Origin of the sequence: Maricaulis maris, from assembly GCF_049116555.1 — a bacterium.
In the GTDB taxonomy this organism is placed as follows: Bacteria; Pseudomonadota; Alphaproteobacteria; order Caulobacterales; family Maricaulaceae; genus Maricaulis; species Maricaulis maris_C.
The window spans coordinates 462,150-481,195 of record NZ_JAGDYT010000001.1; the positions used below are offsets into that span (position 1 = coordinate 462,150).

Annotated in this window: 20 protein-coding genes and 1 riboswitch; of the genes, 14 read left to right on the forward strand and 6 right to left on the reverse strand. The window is 63.5% G+C overall.

Features of this window, described 5'->3' with window-relative positions; genetic code table 11:
• The first annotated feature begins 19 nt into the window (after nucleotides 1-19).
• The 4 genes from JXQ94_RS02075 to JXQ94_RS02090 all read left to right on the forward strand — a co-directional run bounded on the left by JXQ94_RS02075 (nucleotide 20) and on the right by JXQ94_RS02090 (nucleotide 3,810).
• Nucleotides 20-160, forward strand: coding sequence for a hypothetical protein (locus JXQ94_RS02075; RefSeq protein ID WP_295695401.1), 141 nt, complete (start codon nucleotides 20-22; stop codon nucleotides 158-160).
• A complete protein-coding gene (locus tag JXQ94_RS02080) occupies nucleotides 129-1,778 on the forward strand; it encodes a hypothetical protein (protein ID WP_421922162.1) in 1,650 nt (549 codons plus the stop codon). Before JXQ94_RS02075 ends, JXQ94_RS02080 begins: the two co-directional genes overlap by 32 nt.
• Complete coding sequence (locus tag JXQ94_RS02085; RefSeq protein WP_421922163.1) at nucleotides 1,775-2,746, forward strand: site-specific tyrosine recombinase XerD; 972 nt, start codon at nucleotides 1,775-1,777, stop codon at nucleotides 2,744-2,746. Before JXQ94_RS02080 ends, JXQ94_RS02085 begins: the two co-directional genes overlap by 4 nt.
• Before the next feature lie 92 nt (nucleotides 2,747-2,838).
• Nucleotides 2,839-3,810 carry an acetyl-CoA carboxylase carboxyltransferase subunit alpha gene (locus JXQ94_RS02090; RefSeq protein ID WP_421922164.1) on the forward strand — a complete coding sequence of 324 codons (972 nt, stop codon included), beginning with the start codon at nucleotides 2,839-2,841 and terminating at the stop codon, nucleotides 3,808-3,810.
• 23 nt (nucleotides 3,811-3,833) lie between these two features.
• Here the strand turns inward: JXQ94_RS02090 and JXQ94_RS02095 are convergent, their stop codons facing one another.
• Nucleotides 3,834-4,415, reverse strand: a complete 582-nt coding sequence (locus tag JXQ94_RS02095) for a hypothetical protein (protein WP_421922165.1) — start codon at nucleotides 4,413-4,415, stop codon at nucleotides 3,834-3,836.
• A 165-nt stretch (nucleotides 4,416-4,580) separates the two neighbouring features.
• Between JXQ94_RS02095 and JXQ94_RS02100 the strand changes: the two genes are divergently transcribed.
• Nucleotides 4,581-5,870 carry an adenylosuccinate synthase gene (locus tag JXQ94_RS02100; protein ID WP_421922166.1) on the forward strand — a complete coding sequence of 430 codons (1,290 nt, stop codon included), beginning with the start codon at nucleotides 4,581-4,583 and terminating at the stop codon, nucleotides 5,868-5,870.
• A 16-nt stretch (nucleotides 5,871-5,886) separates the two neighbouring features.
• Here JXQ94_RS02100 and JXQ94_RS02105 read toward each other — a convergent pair whose 3' ends face one another.
• Nucleotides 5,887-6,192: a hypothetical protein gene (locus JXQ94_RS02105; RefSeq protein ID WP_421922167.1), complete on the reverse strand. Its 306-nt coding sequence runs from the start codon at nucleotides 6,190-6,192 to the stop codon at nucleotides 5,887-5,889.
• 145 nt (nucleotides 6,193-6,337) lie between these two features.
• Complete coding sequence (locus JXQ94_RS02110) at nucleotides 6,338-7,441, reverse strand: acyltransferase family protein (protein WP_421922168.1); 1,104 nt, start codon at nucleotides 7,439-7,441, stop codon at nucleotides 6,338-6,340.
• A gap of 181 nt (nucleotides 7,442-7,622) precedes the next feature.
• Here JXQ94_RS02110 and JXQ94_RS02115 point away from each other — a divergent pair, with 181 nt between their 5' ends.
• The 7 genes from JXQ94_RS02115 (at nucleotide 7,623) to thiC (ending at nucleotide 14,841) form a co-directional block, all read left to right on the forward strand.
• Nucleotides 7,623-8,147, forward strand: a complete 525-nt coding sequence (locus tag JXQ94_RS02115; protein ID WP_421922169.1) for a hypothetical protein — start codon at nucleotides 7,623-7,625, stop codon at nucleotides 8,145-8,147.
• 108 nt (nucleotides 8,148-8,255) lie between these two features.
• Nucleotides 8,256-9,053, forward strand: coding sequence for a helix-turn-helix domain-containing protein (locus JXQ94_RS02120; RefSeq protein ID WP_421922170.1), 798 nt, complete (start codon nucleotides 8,256-8,258; stop codon nucleotides 9,051-9,053).
• 119 nt (nucleotides 9,054-9,172) lie between these two features.
• Entirely contained in the window at nucleotides 9,173-10,696 is a 1,524-nt protein-coding gene (locus JXQ94_RS02125; RefSeq protein WP_421922171.1) for a serine hydrolase domain-containing protein, read from the forward strand.
• Between the two features lie 116 nt (nucleotides 10,697-10,812).
• Nucleotides 10,813-11,220 (forward strand): hypothetical protein, encoded by a 408-nt coding sequence (locus JXQ94_RS02130; protein ID WP_421922172.1) that lies wholly within the window; start codon nucleotides 10,813-10,815, stop codon nucleotides 11,218-11,220.
• 60 nt (nucleotides 11,221-11,280) lie between these two features.
• A riboswitch (TPP riboswitch) is annotated at nucleotides 11,281-11,384 on the forward strand.
• A gap of 78 nt (nucleotides 11,385-11,462) precedes the next feature.
• Nucleotides 11,463-12,335 carry an MBL fold metallo-hydrolase gene (locus JXQ94_RS02135; RefSeq protein ID WP_421922173.1) on the forward strand — a complete coding sequence of 291 codons (873 nt, stop codon included), beginning with the start codon at nucleotides 11,463-11,465 and terminating at the stop codon, nucleotides 12,333-12,335.
• A gap of 103 nt (nucleotides 12,336-12,438) precedes the next feature.
• On the forward strand, nucleotides 12,439-12,978 hold the full coding sequence (locus JXQ94_RS02140; protein WP_421922174.1) for a hypothetical protein: 540 nt from the start codon (nucleotides 12,439-12,441) through the stop codon (nucleotides 12,976-12,978).
• A 9-nt stretch (nucleotides 12,979-12,987) separates the two neighbouring features.
• Nucleotides 12,988-14,841, forward strand: a complete 1,854-nt coding sequence (gene thiC, locus JXQ94_RS02145) for a phosphomethylpyrimidine synthase ThiC (RefSeq protein ID WP_421922175.1) — start codon at nucleotides 12,988-12,990, stop codon at nucleotides 14,839-14,841.
• On the opposite strand, the gene JXQ94_RS02150 is transcribed toward thiC, so the two are convergent.
• From JXQ94_RS02150 to JXQ94_RS02160, 3 genes are all read right to left on the reverse strand, one after another.
• Nucleotides 14,836-15,489: a hypothetical protein gene (locus JXQ94_RS02150; protein WP_421922176.1), complete on the reverse strand. Its 654-nt coding sequence runs from the start codon at nucleotides 15,487-15,489 to the stop codon at nucleotides 14,836-14,838. The genes thiC and JXQ94_RS02150 overlap by 6 nt on opposite strands.
• A complete protein-coding gene (locus JXQ94_RS02155; RefSeq protein WP_421922177.1) occupies nucleotides 15,489-16,184 on the reverse strand; it encodes a hypothetical protein in 696 nt (231 codons plus the stop codon). The genes JXQ94_RS02150 and JXQ94_RS02155 overlap by 1 nt, the downstream gene beginning before the upstream one ends.
• Nucleotides 16,185-16,953: 769 nt before the next feature.
• Complete coding sequence (locus JXQ94_RS02160) at nucleotides 16,954-17,352, reverse strand: endonuclease domain-containing protein (protein ID WP_421922178.1); 399 nt, start codon at nucleotides 17,350-17,352, stop codon at nucleotides 16,954-16,956.
• Nucleotides 17,353-17,642: 290 nt separating this feature from the next.
• Between JXQ94_RS02160 and JXQ94_RS02165 the strand changes: the two genes are divergently transcribed.
• Together JXQ94_RS02165 and JXQ94_RS02170 are read left to right on the forward strand one after the other, a co-directional pair.
• Nucleotides 17,643-18,017 (forward strand): hypothetical protein, encoded by a 375-nt coding sequence (locus tag JXQ94_RS02165; protein ID WP_421922179.1) that lies wholly within the window; start codon nucleotides 17,643-17,645, stop codon nucleotides 18,015-18,017.
• Between the two features lie 640 nt (nucleotides 18,018-18,657).
• Nucleotides 18,658-19,011, forward strand: a complete 354-nt coding sequence (locus JXQ94_RS02170; RefSeq protein WP_421922180.1) for a hypothetical protein — start codon at nucleotides 18,658-18,660, stop codon at nucleotides 19,009-19,011.
• Nucleotides 19,012-19,046 lie beyond the last annotated feature (35 nt).

A 19,046-nucleotide genomic window follows, 5' to 3' on the forward strand; every position in this document is an offset into this window, starting at 1 on the left:
GGGTCAAGGAGTCGGTTTCATGCGTGGTTTTCTGGTGGGTGTGGCGGTTATCGCCGGTCTCGTCGCGATCGGATTCGGCACGCTGGTCCTGATTGCCAACGGCCTTGAACCGACCCGGGAGAATGTGCGTGTCGAGCTGGAAGACGATTTCCCGCGCTAGCCTGCTGGCAGCGCTCCTGGGCGGCACTGCCGTCGCCCAGAATCCGATCGAGGTTGAGCAGCTGGATGCGCTGGACCCGCTCGAGGTCTCGCTGACGGATCGCGGACTGGGTGACCGGCTGTGGTCCGGGACCGACCGCGACATGGCGGAAGCGGTCCTGACCCGATTGCCCGGGACTGACGGGAATGGCTATGCCAGCGAAGCGCTTGGCGATACGGCGCGGCTCATCCTGTTGAGCGGGGGGCGTCCGCCGGCCGCAGGCCGCGGTGATGCCAGACTCGCCGAATTGCGCGTGGACCGGTTGCTCGCTGCAGGCGGGCCGCATGACGCGTTCGATCTGCTGGAGCGCACGCCGAGTATTCATCGGCGCCCGAGCCTTGCCGTGAGCCATGCCGAACTGGGCTTTGCCCTCGGCGATACCGACCGGGCCTGCCAGACTGCGAATGCCCTGATCGAGAACCGGGACGCGCCGGACTGGCTGCGCCGGCGCGCTTTCTGCCTGGCGCTTGACGGGCAGGGCGCTGCGGCGGAGCTGACCGCTGAACTGGCGCGCGCGACCTCCGAAGATGATGATTTTGACGCCCGCCTGTTCGCCATGACGCTGGGCACACCGGTCGCGGATGGTGTCGCAGCACCGGATAGCGGGCTGGACTTTGCGATGTCGCGCTATCTGGTCGATCCGGAGGCTTTCCTGCCGGTTGTCGCCGACGATGCGCCGGCCTGGCTGGCCTCGCTGGCGCACCGCCCGATCTATGAACCCGTGCCGGTTGACGACGGTGTGGCCGCCCTCGAGGCCGCGCTGGCCCTGAGCGGGCCGGATCGCCATCACGCGCTGGAAGACCTCATGGTGCAGGCCCGGGACCGGGAACTGGCCGGTCAAGCGCTTGGCTATCTGTTGTCCGACGAGCGTGAGGCATCGCGTTTCATCCATGTTGCGCGTCATCATGGTCGGGAGATCCAAACCCTGCCGGTGACCGCCGCGACCCTCGAGCACGGCTATGACCTCGCCCTGGCCGCTGTGATTGTCGGCGATTTGCGGGCCGCTGCGCGTTGGCGTGATGCGTTGATCGACGGCCCGCCGCGTCGGCCGGGAGCGGCCGAACGTGTCGGCCAGCCGATTCTGGAAACGGCCGATGGACGCCTCGTCTATGCCGATGGGACGCCGGTCGACGCGGTCGAGCCCGAAATGGAATGGGAAGCGCCGTCGCCGCGCCGCATGGTTGCGCTTGATCTCTCTCTTGCCATCGCGCGAGATGCGCTGGGCGGCGGGAATTTCGATGCCGTTCTGGCGGCCTGGCTGGAAAGCCAGGGCGATGAGGCATTGGGCGAACGTCTGGCACTGGCCGAACTCGGTGCCCGATTGCCCGGCTCGGCACGCCTGTCGGTCCTGGGTCTGGGCCAAATGGCCGGGACGCCGGATCTGGCGGTCATGGAAATGAGCCAAAGGGCCGGCGCCCGCGCGGAATCCACACTGCTGGCCGTCAGCCTCCTCAACCGGCCGGAAACCTCCGCCGACCCGGTCACCTTCAGCCGTGCCATAGCGGCGCTGGACGCGGCTGGCCTGCGCGACAATGCCCGCGCCCTCGTGCTGGAGCGGGTGATCGCGAGGGCGCGATGAGCAATGCGCAGTCGGAACGCCGGTCGCAGGACCGGACCCTGATTGCGCTCTTTCTCGACATGATGGCGGCCGAGCGCGGCGCGTCGGTCAATACGCTCGATGCCTATCGTCGCGACCTGGTGGATGTCGCCGGCCGCCTGGGCGGCCAGGGGGCGGAGCTGGAGACGGCGAACACCGCGCATCTCGAATCCGTTCTGGCCGGCTTTGCCGCCGACGGGCTCGCGGCCTCCACTGCGGCCCGGCGCCTGTCGGCGATCAAGCGCTTCTACCGTTTCCTGCTTTCCGACGGTGTGCGGGCCGACAATCCGGCCACGCCTTTGCGCGCGCCGAAGCAGGGGCGGGCGCTGCCCAAGATTCTCTCCGAAGCCGATGTTGATGCACTTTTCGCGGCGGCGGCCGATCTGCCCGGCCCGGCGGGGGCAAGAACCCGGGCGCTGATGGAATTGCTTTACGCCGGCGGATTGCGGGTGACCGAGCTGGTCTCCCTGCCGCTGGGGGCTTTCGTGCGGGCCGAACGCTGTATCCAGATCACCGGCAAGGGCGGCCGTGAACGACTGGTTCCGCTGACCCAGGCGGCGCTGGATGCCGTGGCCGTCTACAAGACGGTTCGCGAGGCGCACATGCCGGCAGACAAGAGCAAGGCCGGCAAGGCCGGGCGCTTTCTCTTTCCCTCGCAGACCGCGAAGGGGGGGCATCTCACGCGTGAACGCTTCGCCCAGATACTCGGCGATCTGACATTGGCGGCGGGGCTGGATCCGGCCAGGGTTTCGCCGCACGTGCTGCGCCACGCTTTCGCGACCCATCTTCTGGCGCGAGGTGCCGATTTGCGCAGCGTACAGATGCTGCTCGGCCATGCCGATGTATCGACCACGCAGATTTACACCCATGTCCTTGATGAAAGGCTGAAATCTCTCGTCCAGTCGGCTCACCCCCTGGCGCGACACAGTGAGGATGGCGGTTCGGCTTGACGTATGCGTAAGCGCGGCTTTTGAGACTTGTGGCCCCGCGGCGGGGTCGTTAGGTTGCCCTCCACTTTTGTGATCACAGGCGTTGGCAGGACATGTCCGACCCCACTCGTACCTATCTCGATTTCGAACGGCCGCTGGCCGAGCTGGAAGCCAAGATCGAAGAGCTTGAATCCCTCGCGGGTGACGATGCTCCCGATACGGCGGAAGAGACGGCGCGTCTGCGTCATAAGGCGAATGAACAGCTCGCCTCGCTCTATTCCAAGCTCGATCCGTGGCGCAAGACGCTGGTCGCCCGCCATCCCGAGCGCCCGCATTTCCGCGATTATCGCAAGGCGCTGATCGAGGATTTCGAGGAAATGTGCGGTGATCGCCGTTTCTCCGAAGACGCCGCCATCGTCGGCGGCATGGGCCGGTTCCGCGGTCGTTCCGTGGTCGTGATCGGCCATGAGAAGGGTCACGACACCGAAACCCGCATCAAGCACAATTTCGGCATGGCGCGTCCGGAAGGCTATCGCAAGGCGATCCGCCTGATGGACCTGGCCGAGAAGTTTGACCTGCCGGTTCTGACTTTTGTCGACACGGCCGGTGCCTATCCCGGCCTTGGCGCGGAAGAGCGCGGACAGTCCGAGGCCATCGCCCGTTCGACCGAGCGCTGCCTGACGCTTGGCACGCCGCTCATCTCCACCATTACCGGTGAAGGCGGCTCCGGCGGGGCCGTGGCCCTGGCCAGTGCCAATACGGTCATGATGCTGGAGCATTCCATCTATTCGGTGATCTCGCCGGAAGGCTGTGCTTCCATCCTGTGGAATGATTCCACCCGGTCCAAGGATGCCGCCGTGGCGATGAAAATCACCGCGCCGGACCTCCTCTCGATGAAGATTGTGGACCAGGTCATTCCCGAGCCGGTTGGCGGGGCTCACCGTCATGCCCAGGCGACGATGACCGCAGTGGGCAATGCCATCGAGAAGCATCTCGGCCAGCTCGAGCAGATGGATTCCAGAGCCCTGCGCCTGCAGCGCCGCGAACGCTTCCTCGCCATCGGCCGGACCCTCCCGGGGGCCTGAGGTCCGAGACCGGAGGCCGGAGGCTAGTCGCCGCGTGCGGCGGCCGCGTCACCCGCGCGCGGATCGGCTGATTCGGGCACGTAGAGTCCCACAAAGACCGTCGTCCAATTGCCCTCCGCATCGCCCTGGTCGAATCGCTGGGTGACCGTACCGTCGGCATTTGGGGTCCAGCGTCCGCGCAGCGGGGCGCGGGTGTCGGTCGGGATCGTGTAGGCCTCGCCGGTCAGGACCATGGCGCCGTCATCATCAAGCCCGCCGGTATAGTCGATATACCAGCCATTGCTCATCCAGACCTGGCGCCATGCGCCGACCAGCGGGTCATAGACATTGAGACTGTCGCCGGCATTGCCGCTGGCGCCGACCCAGTGTTCGGTCACCAGGCAGCCGCCATTGATACGCTCGATCACGTTATGGCCGAGATAGGGGCCGGGCGTGTCGCCATTGTCCGGGGCGTAGACATTCCATGTCCCGACCCAGAAATCGAAGGCGTCCCAGGGCGCCCCGACGCAGGCGTCGGGCGCCGGGCTGGCGGCTTGGGCGAAGGTCGAGCCCACGCCCAGAAGGCCGAAGCCGGCAGCGATGAGAACGGATTTTGCTGAAACCATGATTTTTCCCCTTTGATCGTGCTCCCCAGCGACTTTCTGGGCACGAGGCTACTCAATCCACCGTATTCCTGCAAACGGCTCTGGCCCCAATAACGGCTTCGTGACAAATAATCGGCCCGCGGACAGGGCTCGCGCGCGTGCGGACCCGCAGGCGAGGAGGCTTTCATGGCCAATGTTACCGTGGTGGGTGCCCAGTGGGGCGATGAGGGCAAGGGCAAGCTGGTCGACTGGCTGTCGCACCGCGCCGATGTGGTCGCCCGTTTCCAGGGCGGTCACAATGCCGGCCATACGCTCGTTGTCGGCGAAAACGTCTACAAGCTCTCCCTGCTCCCCTCCGGTGTTGTTCGCGGCAAATTGTCGGTCATCGGCAATGGCGTGGTCGTTGATCCCTGGGCCTTTGTGGCCGAGGTTGATCGCATCGCCGAGCAGGGGGTGATGATCACCCCGGATGTGGTCAAGATTTCCGAGACGGCCACCCTGATCCTGCCCATCCACCGCGAGCTCGATGCCCTGCGCGAGAACCGCGATGATGGCGAGCCGATCGGCACCACGCGTCGTGGTATCGGCCCGGCCTATGAAGACAAGGTCGGGCGCCGCGCCGTCCGCGTCATCGACCTGGCCGACCCGGCCGCCCTCGAGGCGCGGGTCAAGGACATCCTCCATCACCACAATGCCCTGCGTCGCGGCCTGGGCCATGCTGAATACAGCGCCGAGACCCTGGTCGCCGAGCTGACCGAGATCGCGCCGAAAATCCTGCCCTATGCGGCCCCGGTCTGGCGCGTCCTGAAAGACGCCATCAAGTCGGACCAGAAAGTCCTGTTTGAAGGTGCCCAGGGCGCCTTGCTGGACGTCGATCACGGGACCTATCCCTTCGTCACCTCGTCCAACACCGTCTCTGGCCAGGCCTCGGCCGGGACCGGCGTCGGTCCGCGTGATGTCGGTTATGTCCTGGGCATCGCCAAGGCCTATATGACCCGCGTCGGCGAAGGGCCGTTCCCGACCGAGCTGCATGACGCCGATGGCCAGATGCTGGGCGAGCGCGGGCATGAATTCGGTGTCGTCACCGGTCGCAAGCGTCGCTGTGGCTGGTTCGATGCCGTCATCACCCGCCAGACCCTGCAGGTCGGCGGTGTGCATGGCGTCGCCCTGACCAAGCTCGACGTGCTTGACGGCTTCAAGACGATCAAGGTCTGCGTCGCCTATGAGGTCGATGGCGAGCGCCTCGACCATCTGCCCGCGGGCAAGGAAGCCCAGGCCAAGGCCAAGCCGGTCTATGAAGAGCTGCAGGGCTGGGAAGGCTCAACCGCCGGTGCCCGCTCCTGGGCCGATCTGCCGGCCGAGGCGGTCAAATATGTCCGCCGCATCGAAGAGTTGATCGAATGCCCGATCGCCCTGGTCTCGACCTCGCCGGAGCGCGAGGATGTTATCCTGATGCAGGACCCCTTCCGGAGCTGATCCGGGGCGGGCCCGCTCACTCAAATACGTCGGGATCGGCCAGGTCGCCGCGCTGGAAGCGGTGCCAGGCGAAATTGGCCATGGTCGCCCAGGCCAGTGTGGTGAGCATGGCCGCGTTGAACAGGAGTGGCAGGAGTGCGCCCAGTGGCAGGCCGCTCACCAGACGGGCAATCGGTGCGATGCAGAGTGTGAGCGTCCAGATGATCGCGGCAAGGCTTGCAATCCGCGAATGCCGGTAAATGCCCCAGGCAAGACCGCCGGAAATCAGAGCCGGACCGAGCAGGATAGCGGCGGTCAGGGCGAACGCCGGAAGGGCGTCCACACCACTCCTCGCAAGTGCCGGGTCGAGTGCGGCGAGCCCCAGAACGCCGACAATCGCCCGGTATTCGGCTTGTCCATGCGTCCCCCCGAACGTGCGATCATGAGTTCTGCACGTTTCGGGAGCGATTCCCAGTCCGGGGGGTGTCTCAGCCTGGCTGTGCGGGCGGGGTCAGCGTGGCGGCAGGTTGCCGACGGCTCAGCCGTGTGCGCAGGACCATGGCCGGCTTCTCGACCAGAACACGCAATCCCCAGCCACCCATGACCGCCAGCGGGACCATGAGCATGGCCAATTCTGTCGTGGTCAGGCCAGGCACAAGGGAGAAAGCCATCATGCCGAGCGGCCAGTGCAGGATATAGATGCCGTAGGAGACATCCTCGACATTGCGGACCTGCTCGCCGGCCCGGCCCGGAATGCGGGCATAGCCGATCAGGAGATAGCTGGCGGCCAGGGCGATATCCAGCATCATCCAGCCGATTGGCAGATGTTGTGTCGCGATGGCGGCAAGGATGGCCAGGCCGGCAAAAACCGGAGTCAGGCGCAGATAGCGGCGGCCGGCATGGAAAGCGGCGCCAACCATGAAGGCCGGCGCAAAACGGGCCAGCGTCCCGATCGTTTCCTCGCCGATACCGCGATAGCCGAACGTCTCGACCAGCATGCCGAAGGCGAGGGTGAGCGCGGTCCACAGGAGAACTTGCGCGTTCTTGCGATACAGGCCGACAGCCATCAGCACGCCGACGCCGACATAGGCCATCAACTCATAGCGGATCGTCCAGAGCGGGCCATTCATGCTCTCGCCCATCGGCGAGGCGTCGAACACGCCGGGCAGACCGGCCATCGGGTCGATCTGGGCGATCAGCTTGAGCGGGAAGAGCCAGGTCTGGCTCTGTGCCCAGTATTCGGTCGCCGGCAAGGTGGTAAAAAGTGGACCGACGACGAGCCAGAGCATGAGAACCGTGGCGATCAGACCAGGGAAGATCCGGAAGAAGCGGGCCTTGGCATAATGACCGATACTGCGTGATTTCATGGCGCTCGCGGTGATCATGTAGCCGGACAGGATGAAAAATCCGTCCAGGGCGCATTGCACGATGAAGTCCACACTCATCGCCCAGGCCCCGTCAAAGGGCAGGCCGAGCGGAATCATCAGGGCGTGGCCATACAGGACGATCAGCGCGAACAATATCCGCATCGCGGTAAAATTATTGGACTTCTCTTCGAGATGACCGTGTCCGTCATGAAACAGGAATTTCATTGTCGCCGCGCCTTTCAATTGCCCCGATCCTTGCAAGTTTCGCGCTAGAGGCGAGTTACGCAGATTCTATCTGGTATTAGGGTTAATATATTGAAATTGTTGAAATATTGGGCCGCAGAATTGGTTCGACGTTAAAAGCGGGCTGCCAGTTTCCTGCCAGATGTGGATCTGGGAGGGGCAAATGGCCCGAAATCGGACAAGTATTGCGTGGTTGGTGGCCTGTGGCTGGGCGGTCGGTGCCGCGGTAATTGGTCTTGGCGATGCGGAGGCCCAGTCAGCGGATTGCCAGCGCTACGGCCAGCACCGGGACAGCTATCTCAGGGGGGTGAGTGCCGGCATGGAGCAGCAACTCGATGCCATGGCCGTGCAGCGCCAAGTGCCGGTCCAGGCGGCGGCCTTCTATTGGGGCGGTGCCCTGATGCAGGCCGGTGACACGCGCACCCTGGCTCAGCTGACCCTGGCCACGGCACGCTGGCCCGGTCAGGCGGAGCGGGCCGAGCGGGCGATGACGCGCATCTCCGACGAGCGGGGTGGCGATCTCGCAGCCTTGCTGGCCGGCTTGATGCTGTCGGACGGGCAGGGGATTGACGATCCCTATCGCGCGCGCGCCTATCTCACGGACGCCAGTCGCCGCGGCAATACGGACGCGACCGCCTTTCTGGGCCTGTATGACGCCTGCCATTCGCGCCGGGTGGCATTGAATTGACGCTAATCGCTGTGAATTGACGCTAATCGCTGTCACCTGACCGCCTCGTCATCATCCAAAAAGCTTGCTGCTTGCATCGGTATTGTAACGATGTCGATTGGAGGCGAAATGCGACGGCAAAAAACATTGATCACCGGTGCGGGCCTGGATGTGCGGCTGACCTGGTACCGCCCGGGCGAGCAGATGGCGCCGCACACCCACGGCTGTCACCAGATATCCTGGCTGCTGTGCGGGGAGTTGCGCGAAACCGGTGGCCGTCATGAACATGAGGTCATCCGCACCAGCCGGGGTGTAAAACCGGCCGGTTTCCGCCATGCCAATGTCTATGGTGCCGGCGGGGCGTTGGTGCTGGCTGTGGACATGGATCCGGACGGCCCGGCCTGTTCCGATCTGCCTGGTCCGGGGGACTGGAGCTGGGCTGAAGCATCATCAGACACGCCGATTGAAATCCTCCAACTGTCGACCGCACTCAATGCCGCAGGGGCCGGGTCGGCCATGACCGTGTCCGACATCACGGCCTGTGCCCTGGCCCCGGTTCTGGACCCGGCTCTGGACGACCCGCATGCCCGAGCTGTGGAAGGGCCGGTATCCCCGCGCTGGCTCGAGCGCGTCCGTGAGCAATTGCGCGATGATCCGGACGAGCCCGATCTTGCCAGCCTTGCTGATCAGGCTGGCGTTCATCGCGTTCACCTCTCACGCAGTTTTCGCGCCCGCTTTGGCCTGCCGCCGAGTCGATATCGTTTGCGATCCCGAGTCAGCCGGGCCATTGCCGACATGGTGGATGGCTCCGATCTCGCGGATGCTGCGATGTCAGCAGGCTTCGCCGACCAGTCGCACTTCACCCGGGCTGTCCGGGCCCAGACCGGTTTCACGCCCCATCATTTGCGCGGGCTGCTCGCAGCCTGACCAAGAGACGCGGTTGGCGCTGCGTCGACGGGTTACACGTGTTCAAGACGCATTCACATCGCACAGCTAGGTTGCGGCCAGAAATCCCCCGATTATCGGGTCTGATCTGGAGAAATTGTATGCTTCGAACCGTGAGCCTTGTCAGTGCCGCCGCGCTCTGCCTTGCCGCCCATGCCGGCGCAGAGACGCCGGAAGGCGCCGCCGCCAGCCTTGACGTTTTCCTTGATGAGTTTCCGGACCTGGGTCCGGGCTATGCCGTCGTGGTGGTGACCGCCGATGACGTGCTGATGCGCCGTGTACAGGGCGAACGCCGGGCGGCGTCGGGTGATCCGATGACGACCGATACGCCGATCTATATCGCCTCCCAGACCAAGGCCTATATGGGCCTTCTGGCGGCGCGGCTCGACGCCGAGGGCATCCTGCCGCTGGACAGTGTCATCACGGATTACTGGCCGGACCTGGCACTGCCGGACGGAGTGACCGCGGCGGACTGGACCCTGCGCGACCTGATCACCCACCAGGTGCCGATCGGGAATGATGTTGTGACCGGCTTGGAGGCCTATGTCGGCTATGTCGATCCGGCTGACTATCCGCGCCTGCTTGCCGACTATTCCCGGGCCCGGGAAGCCGGCTTTGAATACGATAATCTGGGCTACAACATCTATGGCGCGATCCTGGAGACCGCGACGGGTCGGTCCTGGCAGGACTGGCTTGATGCCTATCTTTTCGAGCCGCTTGCGATGGATCGCACATCGGCCCGGACCTCGGACTTCTCGCTGGATGAATTGTCCTGGGGGCATCACTGGCTGGGCGAGGATGATGGCTGGTACGAGATCCGGCCCAAGACCGACGGCATGATGCAGTCGGCCGGCGGGCTGGTTACATCGGTCGATGACATGGCGGTGTGGCTGCAGTTGCAGCTGCGCGGCGAGGGGCCCGAGGGTTCGGGCATCACGGCCGACATGGTGAGCATGGCCCAGACCGGTTTTGTCGAGACCCATCAGGAGGATCGCCGCAATGCAGCTGAACTGCCCTGTTCACAATACACGCTGGGCTGGAATATCTGTGACTTCGAAGGGCACGACTTCTACGTCCATGGCGGCGGCTATACCGGTATCCGCACCCAGATGGCCTTCTCGCCCGATCTCGGTGTCGGCGTTGCGGCCTTCTCCAACTCCGACAACATGACCGGCTGGCTGACCAGCCGCACCATCAACATGTATTTCCAGTTCCTGACCGAGCACGAGACCGCGGATCGCATGCGCCAGATCCGCATCGAGCAGTATCCGCAGCGTATCCAGCGCTATCTGGACGTCCGTATGGAGCGGCGCGATGCGGTGATGGCCGAGGACCGCTGGGGCGGCTGGAGCTGGACGCCCGGAGCCGAGGAACTGGCCGATTATGCCGGCCGCTGGACCAATGGTGACCCCTATTTCGATGTCGAGCTGCGCCAGGTTGGCCCGGCCCTGGTCTTCAACTGGGGGGATATGAGCGGCACAATGGTGCCGGCCGTGGCGGACCTGTTTGCCGGTCAGGCCTCGCCCTTCGAAGCGGTCCAGGAATTCCGGTTCGAACGTGATGAGAGCGGTGCTGTCGTGCGTATGAACTGGGCAGGGACGGGGACGTTCACGCGGGCCGACTGACCCTGAACGCGACATGATCGAGCGGCGGGCCGCTGGCCTTTGTGGCAATCAGCCACATTGGCGAGCGGCCCGCTTTCGTGCAGGGTGACGTTGCACAACGAACGGAGGGTGTACCCATGTTCGATACAGCGTCCATGACCGATTTCTGGCTGCGTGTCATCGGTCTCTACTTCCTCGTCGCCGGGACGGGCCTTTTCCTTCAACTCGACAAGGTTGCCGGTCTGGCGGCCGAGATTCGCGACAGTTTCCTGCTGCGCTTCATGGCCGGGATCATGGCCCTGGCCTTCGGTGTGGTGATCCTTGCGACCCATGCCAATTTGGGCGGCGGCAAGGCGATGGTCGTGACCATCATTGGCTGGATCAGCCTGTTCAAGGGCGTTTTCCTCATGCTCGCCCCACCGGCTCTGCTGGGCGCCTATGAAGGCCTGGTCGGCAACAAGGCCCTGATGCGGATCTGGGCGTTGCTGGTAGCCGCGATCGGCGTCGGCTTTGTCTGGCTGGGGTATGCCGGCCAGGCAGGGTGATATCGGTCCTGCCGTCCGTCCCCGCTTGCCAAATCAGCGCGGCCCGTCCACGCTGCGCGCAACAGTTCCAAGGGGTGTCCCGCTGATGTTGTGGCGGGGCTGAGACATCACCCTTAGGACCGGATCCGGGTCATGCCGGCGTCGGGATGGAGCAGGCCTTTGCGTCGCAGGTTCGCCTGTGGGCCGGGCCCTGGCTTTCTGGCCGCTGCCGTCTGACCGCCTGCGAGCGAGATGAGGCGGCGATGATGAAATTTCCTGGTTCTGCCCTGCGACTGGCGACCGCCCTGTGTGCGTCGACGTGTGCGTTGACCCTTTCGGCCGCCCCCGCCGCCCTCGCCCATCCCTCCGAGGATGACCCCGCCACCGCGCATTTCCTGGCCAATGAGGCGATCATGGTCAGTGCGGGCGAGACGCGCATCCTGTTCGACCCGCTGTTCAGCGTCTCCTACGGCTATCCGCTGGTGGCGCCGGAGGTGCGTGCGGCGATCATGGCCGGCACGCCGCCCTATGACGGGGTGGACGCGGTCTTCGTCAGCCATGTCCATGGCGACCATTTCGATGCCGAGGCGGTCAACGCCTATCTCGCCGCCCACCCGGACGTGATCCTGGTCGGACCGTGGCAGGCGCGGCTGGACATGCAGGCGGCAGCCGGCTGGGATGCGGCCTTCGAGGCGCGCATCCATGCGCTGCCCTTCATCGCCAGCCCGCAGGACCTCGTCCTCGCGGCGGACGGTGTCGCCGACGCGATCCGCGTCGAGACCGTGCACATCCCCCATGCCGGCGGACCGGGCCGGGCGGGCATCCAGAACATGGCCCACCGGGTCACCCTCAATGGTGCGGCGACGGTGATGCATCTCGGCGATGCCACGCCCGAGCCGGCGATCTACGACACCCACAGCGACCATTTCGCGGCCCGCACCACCCAGCACGCCTTCCCGCCCTATTGGGTGCTGGGCGAGTGGGGCGGCGAGACCACGCGCGCCCGCCTCAATGCGCAGGCGGTGACCGGCATCCACATCCCCATCAACCAACCCGACTGGCTCGATGCGAGCGGCGAGGACTTCTTCACCGAAGCCGGTGAAACCCGCCCCATCCCAGCCCACAGCCACGACTGAGCCCAAGGACGTTTCCCGTGACGATGTTTGCAACTCAGTCTGCGTTTGGGTCTTTTAAGGGCGTCACCAAGCCGAAGTCTCGGGCGATCGGGAGCCGCCCCCGATGAAGAAACCCATGCAACCTCGCCTGGTCTGGCGACTCAGATCGGGAGAAGCCCTGCTTCGTGATGTGGCTGTAGTGACCAACACTCGGGACGAGGGCGAGGGGCGCAGTCCGGTCAATCGTATCGGCTGGGCCGTTGCAGCTTTCCTGCTGGCCATGTTGAGCCTCGCGAGCCGCGGGCCCGAGATGTGGTCCGGTATCTGGCGTGCCGAGCAGATCATGTCGCTCGTCGTGATCCTGCTGCTCCTCGCGTTTGTCGGTTGGTTGCTCTTTCGGGGCTCGCCGACCACCCACTGGGGCGACATGCACAATTTCGTCTTCACCGATCAACGCATCAGCCTGCTCGACGAGCAGGGCCGCGTGATGGACGAAATTGCCCGCGACGAGATCACCGAGGCCCAGGTCACCCCTCTGTCCCCAGGGGAGAAGAGTGTCGATTGCTTCCGCCCGAACGATCCCGATCTCGAACACATGTTCTCCATTCTGTACGTCGATGACCCGGAAGGGGTCTTTGACTTCGTCAAGTCCACCTACCTTTGAGGGTCACCCATGAACAAGCCCACCTCCCAATCCGAATTCGAGACTCCCACCGTCACCACCGGGCCTCTGCCGGGCTCGCGGCGCGTCTATACCTCGCCCAAGGCGGACCCGTCGCTGAAAGTGCCGCATCGCGAGATCGACCTGCACCCGACCGCCAATGAGCCGCCGGTGCGGGTCTATGACACGTCCGGTCCCTATTCCGATCCGGCGGCGACGATCACCGTCGAGACCGGCCTGCCGCGTCATCGCCTCGCCTGGTACAAGGATCGCCAGCTGGTCGAGTATGAGGGCCGCCCGCTCTCGCCGCTCGATAATGGTGGCGCCACGGGCAAATATCTCGCCCGCGAATTCCCGGCCACGCACAGGCCGTTGAAGGGCGCCCCGGGTCAACCGCTCACGCAATACGAATTTGCCCGCGCCGGCATCATCACGCCGGAAATGGTCTATGTCGCCGAGCGCGAGAATCTTGGCCGCAAGCAGGCTGTCGAGGGCGCCGCGGAACGTCTCGCCGATGGCGAGAGTTTCGGCGCCTCGATCCCGGAACACGTCACGCCGGAATTCGTCCGCGACGAGATCGCCCGTGGCCGCGCCATCATCCCGGCCAATATCAACCACCCGGAACTCGAGCCGATGATCATCGGCCGCAATTTCCTGACCAAGATCAACGCCAATATCGGCAATAGCGCCGTGGCCTCCTCGGTCGAGGAAGAGGTCGACAAGATGGTCTGGTCGATCCGCTGGGGCGGCGACACGGTGATGGACCTGTCGACCGGCAAGAATATCCACAACACCCGCGAATGGATCCTGCGCAACTCGCCGGTGCCGATCGGCACCGTGCCGATCTACCAGGCGCTGGAGAAGGTCAATGGCATTGCCGAGGACCTGACCTGGGAGGTCTTCCGCGACACGCTGATCGAGCAGGCCGAGCAGGGGGTGGATTATTTCACCATCCATGCCGGCGTGCGCCTGGCCTATGTGCCGCTCACCGCCGACCGCGTCACCGGCATCGTCTCGCGCGGCGGTTCGATCATGGCCAAATGGTGCCTGGCGCACCATGAGGAGAGCTTCCTCTACACCCATTTCGAGGACATCTGCGATATCATGCGCGCCTATGATGTCAGCTTCTCGCTGGGCGACGGCCTGCGCCCCGGCTCCATCGCCGACGCCAATGACCGCGCGCAATTTGCCGAGCTGGAAACGTTGGGGGAACTCACGAAAATCGCCTGGGAAAAAGGCTGCCAGGTCATGATCGAGGGGCCGGGCCATGTCGCCATGCACAAGATCAAGGAGAATATGGACAAGCAGTTGAAGGAGTGCCACGAGGCGCCCTTCTACACGCTGGGACCGCTCACCACCGATATCGCGCCGGGCTATGACCACATCACCAGCGGCATCGGCGCCGCCATGATCGGCTGGTTCGGCTGTGCCATGCTCTGCTATGTCACGCCGAAGGAACATCTCGGCCTGCCCGACCGCGATGACGTCAAGGTCGGCGTGATCACCTATAAAATCGCCGCCCATGCCGGCGACCTCGCCAAGGGCCACCCCGCCGCCAAGATCCGCGACGACGCCCTGTCACGCGCCAGGTTCGAATTCCGCTGGGAAGACCAGTTCAACCTCGCCCTCGACCCCGAAACCGCGCGCGACTTCCACGACAAGACGCTTCCCAAGGAGGCCCACAAGGTGGCGCATTTCTGCTCCATGTGCGGGCCCAAGTTTTGCTCGATGGAGATTACAAGGGAGATCCGGGACCGGTTTGGGTCGGCGCGGGCGCCGAATGCTGTGGAGGCCGGCATGGCCGAGAAGGCTGAGGAGTTCAAGGCGAAGGGGTCGGAGATTTATCTCAGCGAGGATGACTCATAACTTGCGTGCGATGTACAGCATCGTTCCCTCGATGCGGATACGCTCTTCAATCCTAAAGTTGAGCGCGTAGAGTCGTTCATCGATGTAGGGTGGTGTTAACAGTCGAAGAAAAAAGTGACCGCGATATCCGTTAATGAGATAGCCGCCCTGAGTAGGTTTGGCCGCTTCGCTCTTGATCGATTTTGTGTACTCAGAGTTTCGGTAGTTCACCGCCACACAGATTTCGCCACCCACTTTCACGGCGCGGCAGCACCGTTTGAGCACTTCGTCCGCGATGGACTGAATCGGAATTACAGGCAGGACGTTGAGTAAGGCCACTCTTTCGTAACTAGCGCCCGACTCTATGAACTGTTTAGTGTTCATTGTAGATACCGCGTTGTGCTCTTGGTACCGCTCCTCCAACGAGTGGTAGTCTTTTCCAAACCGTTGTTTTCGCTCTAACTGGATAGTTGAGTCGACGAGGTGTAGCTCGTCTGCATTATCTGCCAGAAAGGGCGCGTATCGACCTTTACCAGTTCCGTAATCCGCACATAGCCCGACGCGAGGGAGCGCTCGCAATCTCTCGACAATCGGGCTGCTGAGCTGATTGATCGGAAGCGCGGCATTTTCTGTACGGACTTCCGTTCCGCCGTCCACGAAGTAGCGCACTAGAGCGCCTCAATTCGATCTCGGATTTGATCTGAGCGCTGTTTGTCATCAACGATGTCAAATACTTGCGATTTGGCGTATCTACTTGTTTCACCGTAGTAATATTGCATTAAAATTATCGAGATGATCGATCCCAGCGCCAGCATGAAGGCGGCGTGATACGCTCCGTAGAGCCATAGAATGATTGCGGTTGGGATGAACGCCGATACTGCTTCGAGAAGGACCCAGTACCATGACCAAGTGGTTAGCGCTTCTCGTAGGGTGTGGTTCGATACGATGCGCTCATCACCATCACCAGAGGAAGCGAACTGATAAAAGATCTGTCTCATAAGGTGGTCGCGGGAAGCCATAATCCGCTCGTAGCGAGCTGAATCCACATTGGCTCCAACTAACAGTGCGGTGGGGATCACGATCTGATACATATCAAAGCGTTGTCGTATCCGAAACCAGTCGGATAGCCGGTCGTGCCAGCGAATGCCGTGTGCAAGCCAGGCAAGAACCATCGCAATAACCAGAGGAATCGCATCACTCAAGCTCAAATCCCAAAGCTTTAGGTTCTCCGGAAATTGGGCCGCTAAGGTATCAAATGCCCCTGCAATCGGAGGGATGTAATACCTCATCAAGAAAAAACAGAATGCCGTGCTCAGGAAAAAGAAAAAGCTCAGTTTGGCCAGCATTTCTGGATAGTTTTTCACGCTAAGACTCGGAAGCATCGTAGTCGGCCTTATTAGTTTCGAACCGGGACAGTGAGTACAACGAAAAGTGGGAAGGGAAAATAGTGCACCCCTTAGGCCTTGGAAAAAAACAGAGACACATACAAATTCCCGACCGCATGCCGAGACCCAACTTGTAAAGCGGGTCCTGCATAAGAAACAGGGACACACACCAATTTCCTGGATTAATGGGGACACACACCAATTTTAATCTTGAAAACGGGGTCCCCCCCCCAAACCACCCCATAAACCCCATGCCGAGACCCCGCCGTATTGAAGTCCCGCGGTCAAGNNCTTGACCGCGGGACTTCAATACGGCCCCTTGCTGGCAAGGGTTTTATGCCTCCCTCCGCGCCGGGGCGCGCGTTTTGAGCTGTAACGTCCTCTCTTCACCGTCATCCCACGGTGACCGCGCAGCGGGCATCCGGGGGACCCCGGCTATCCGGGATGTTTGCTTGGGCGGGCTGTTGGAGGCAGGGCGTCTGGCCGGGTGGATGGGGTCCCCCGGATCGCGGCGCTGCCGCGACCGTGGGATGACGGTGGTATTTGTGGGAGTTGGCACCCCTTCCGGCCTCTCCTCGCTGCGCTCGGCCCCATTGTCCGCCGGCTTTGCCGTCGGCCACGTCCCCATGGGATGGGGAAGAAAAGGTTGGCGTTCCAGGTCCTCGCCCTTGATGGGCGAGGTGGCTGGGCGCGTCAGCGGCCAGACGGAGTGGGTGATCGGAGGTCAGTGCCGGAACGCTGGCGCGTCTCACCCCTTCCGGCCCTTCGGGCCACCTTCCCCATCAAGGGGAAGGACCTGGCGCGCTTCATCGACAAGCGAGCGAATGCCATCGAGGACGGCGTCGATATTGTCATCGACCTCATGGTTCCAGGCCCGGAAGATGACAAAGCCCTTGCTTCGCAGCCACGCATCGCGCCTGGCATCCCTTGCCGCATGATCGTCCGTGGTGTGCTGGCCGCCATCGAGTTCCACGACGAGTTTCGGGCGAAAACAGGCGAAATCAACGATGAAGCGACCCAGCGTCACCTGCCGCCGGAACTTGATGCCCTCGCTCCGCCAGGCCCGCAAACAGGCCCAGAGCCGGACTTCATGCGGTGTCATGTCCTGTCGCAGGGCGCGGGCGCGTTGGGTGAGCGGACTTCTCATGAGGTGAGGAAAGCACAGCCGACGAAGCGCCACCTGTGATCCAGCTCGCACAAGGTCCTCGCCCTTGACGGGCGAGGTGGATCGCCCGCCAGGGCGAGACGGAGTGGGTGGGGGCGGTCGGATCCGGAACGCTGGCGCGTCTCACCCCTTCCGACCCGTCGCTTTGCGACGGCCCACCTTCCCCATCAAGGGGAAGGACCTGCACGTCCATGGGAAACCCGGCTGCCTTGTCCCACTGGTGCCGCCGGGCGGGCCATTGTCTGCTGAAGCAAGGCATTCGGGAGGGACTCATGCGACCGGGATTCAGGGATCACTGGCACTATCACATGCGCGGCATGACGCCGTGGCGCTGGCTGAAGCTGGCCGGGATTGTGGTTCTGGTCGTTGCGGTCAGCCTGCTGATCTGGTCGCAGGAGACTTACTGGATCGACAAGACCCGGTGCGGCGTTGTTGAGGCGACCGTGATCCAGTCTGCCCAACGACCGCGGGCGTCAAAATGGTATCATACCGATACCGTTCAGCAGCAATTGGCCGAAACAGGCACTGGCGAGCGTTTCATGATCGCTCGTCCGGACATGGCGTTGCAGGTTGGTGACCCGGTTGCACTCCAGCTCTGGTGTGACGGGCAGGGTGAGACGATGTTTCTGGCCACATCCGCGTCTTGAGCCGCACCCGCCCTTCACCCCGCAAGCTGGCACAAAAAGGCGCCTCTTTCCCTCTCCCCCGGGAGAGGGTGGCCGGAGGCCGGGTGAGGGGCAAATCCCGGTGCCAGGGCGCTGATCCCCCTCATCCGCCGCTGCGCGGCACCTTCTCCCTGGGGAGAAGGACCTGCGGCCCCCTATAACCCCTCCCTTATCCCCGTTGTGCGCCCACCCAACCCCCTGCCAACACAGCAAAACCCGAAAAAACCGCCTCACCTTGTCCGCCCCCCCTCTATTCGCCCGCATAATCGTTGGCGGTTCCCGGGACGGGAGGCGTTGGCCACGTCACTGATGTCCGGGAGCGAGCGGAGCCTGTCCGGGCGATCGATGTGACGATCGTGAGCGCTGGCAGGGCGTCCTCTCTTCGCGTCCGAGGGCACTAAACGACCGACCCGAGTACGTGTGAGGATTGGAAACGGGGTGGAGACAGCCCGGGAAAACTCCGCCAGGCGGGATGTCACGATGTCACGCACTTACCCATACCGGTTACCGGCATCGCCGGCATCCCGCCTGCCTCCCATTTCTTCGGCGAACCCCGCGCGAAGCGCACACCCCTGTGCGCTCAACGGTGAGACAGCGCGGCTTCAAGACAAGGGATCTCTCCATGACACGACAGAACACGCCGCGAACCGCCAAGCGCTATTCGGGCGCTGCCCACGCCCGGGACAGCAATTCCATCACCGAGGAGGCGGACACGTTTGACGCCGTCCTCGCCAATTATGAACACGCGGCGCTGAAGCTGATGGTGCAATGCCTCTACCGGCAATTTCACGCCGGCGAGACGGCACAGGCCGTGCGCACCGCGACGGTCCTGCTCAAATCCATGCCGCCGGTGCGCCGCGGCAATATCTGGATCGACAGGCTGGAGCAGATCGAGGCGGCGCGCTCCGGCACCATGACGCGGGAGGAGGAGGAGGCGTTCATCCTCGAGCCTTTTGCCCAGGTCATGACCCCGTGACCCGGGGTCGTATCCTGAGTGTCTGGCGTCAGGAG

Coding starts and splice junctions, on each gene's coding strand:
- JXQ94_RS02100 (WP_421922166.1), top strand. CDS start 4,581: ATGGCCAATGTTACCGTGGTGGGTGCCCAGTGGGGCGATGAGGGCAAG.
- JXQ94_RS02160 (WP_421922178.1), bottom strand. CDS start 17,352: ATGAGAAGTCCGCTCACCCAACGCGCCCGCGCCCTGCGACAGGACATG.
- JXQ94_RS02115 (WP_421922169.1), top strand. CDS start 7,623: ATGGCCCGAAATCGGACAAGTATTGCGTGGTTGGTGGCCTGTGGCTGG.
- JXQ94_RS02170 (WP_421922180.1), top strand. CDS start 18,658: ATGACACGACAGAACACGCCGCGAACCGCCAAGCGCTATTCGGGCGCT.
- JXQ94_RS02125 (WP_421922171.1), top strand. CDS start 9,173: ATGCTTCGAACCGTGAGCCTTGTCAGTGCCGCCGCGCTCTGCCTTGCC.
- JXQ94_RS02140 (WP_421922174.1), top strand. CDS start 12,439: ATGAAGAAACCCATGCAACCTCGCCTGGTCTGGCGACTCAGATCGGGA.
- JXQ94_RS02135 (WP_421922173.1), top strand. CDS start 11,463: ATGATGAAATTTCCTGGTTCTGCCCTGCGACTGGCGACCGCCCTGTGT.
- JXQ94_RS02085 (WP_421922163.1), top strand. CDS start 1,775: ATGAGCAATGCGCAGTCGGAACGCCGGTCGCAGGACCGGACCCTGATT.
- JXQ94_RS02110 (WP_421922168.1), bottom strand. CDS start 7,441: ATGAAATTCCTGTTTCATGACGGACACGGTCATCTCGAAGAGAAGTCC.
- JXQ94_RS02095 (WP_421922165.1), bottom strand. CDS start 4,415: ATGGTTTCAGCAAAATCCGTTCTCATCGCTGCCGGCTTCGGCCTTCTG.
- thiC (WP_421922175.1), top strand. CDS start 12,988: ATGAACAAGCCCACCTCCCAATCCGAATTCGAGACTCCCACCGTCACC.
- JXQ94_RS02120 (WP_421922170.1), top strand. CDS start 8,256: ATGCGACGGCAAAAAACATTGATCACCGGTGCGGGCCTGGATGTGCGG.
- JXQ94_RS02090 (WP_421922164.1), top strand. CDS start 2,839: ATGTCCGACCCCACTCGTACCTATCTCGATTTCGAACGGCCGCTGGCC.
- JXQ94_RS02165 (WP_421922179.1), top strand. CDS start 17,643: ATGCGACCGGGATTCAGGGATCACTGGCACTATCACATGCGCGGCATG.
- JXQ94_RS02130 (WP_421922172.1), top strand. CDS start 10,813: ATGTTCGATACAGCGTCCATGACCGATTTCTGGCTGCGTGTCATCGGT.
- JXQ94_RS02075 (WP_295695401.1), top strand. CDS start 20: ATGCGTGGTTTTCTGGTGGGTGTGGCGGTTATCGCCGGTCTCGTCGCG.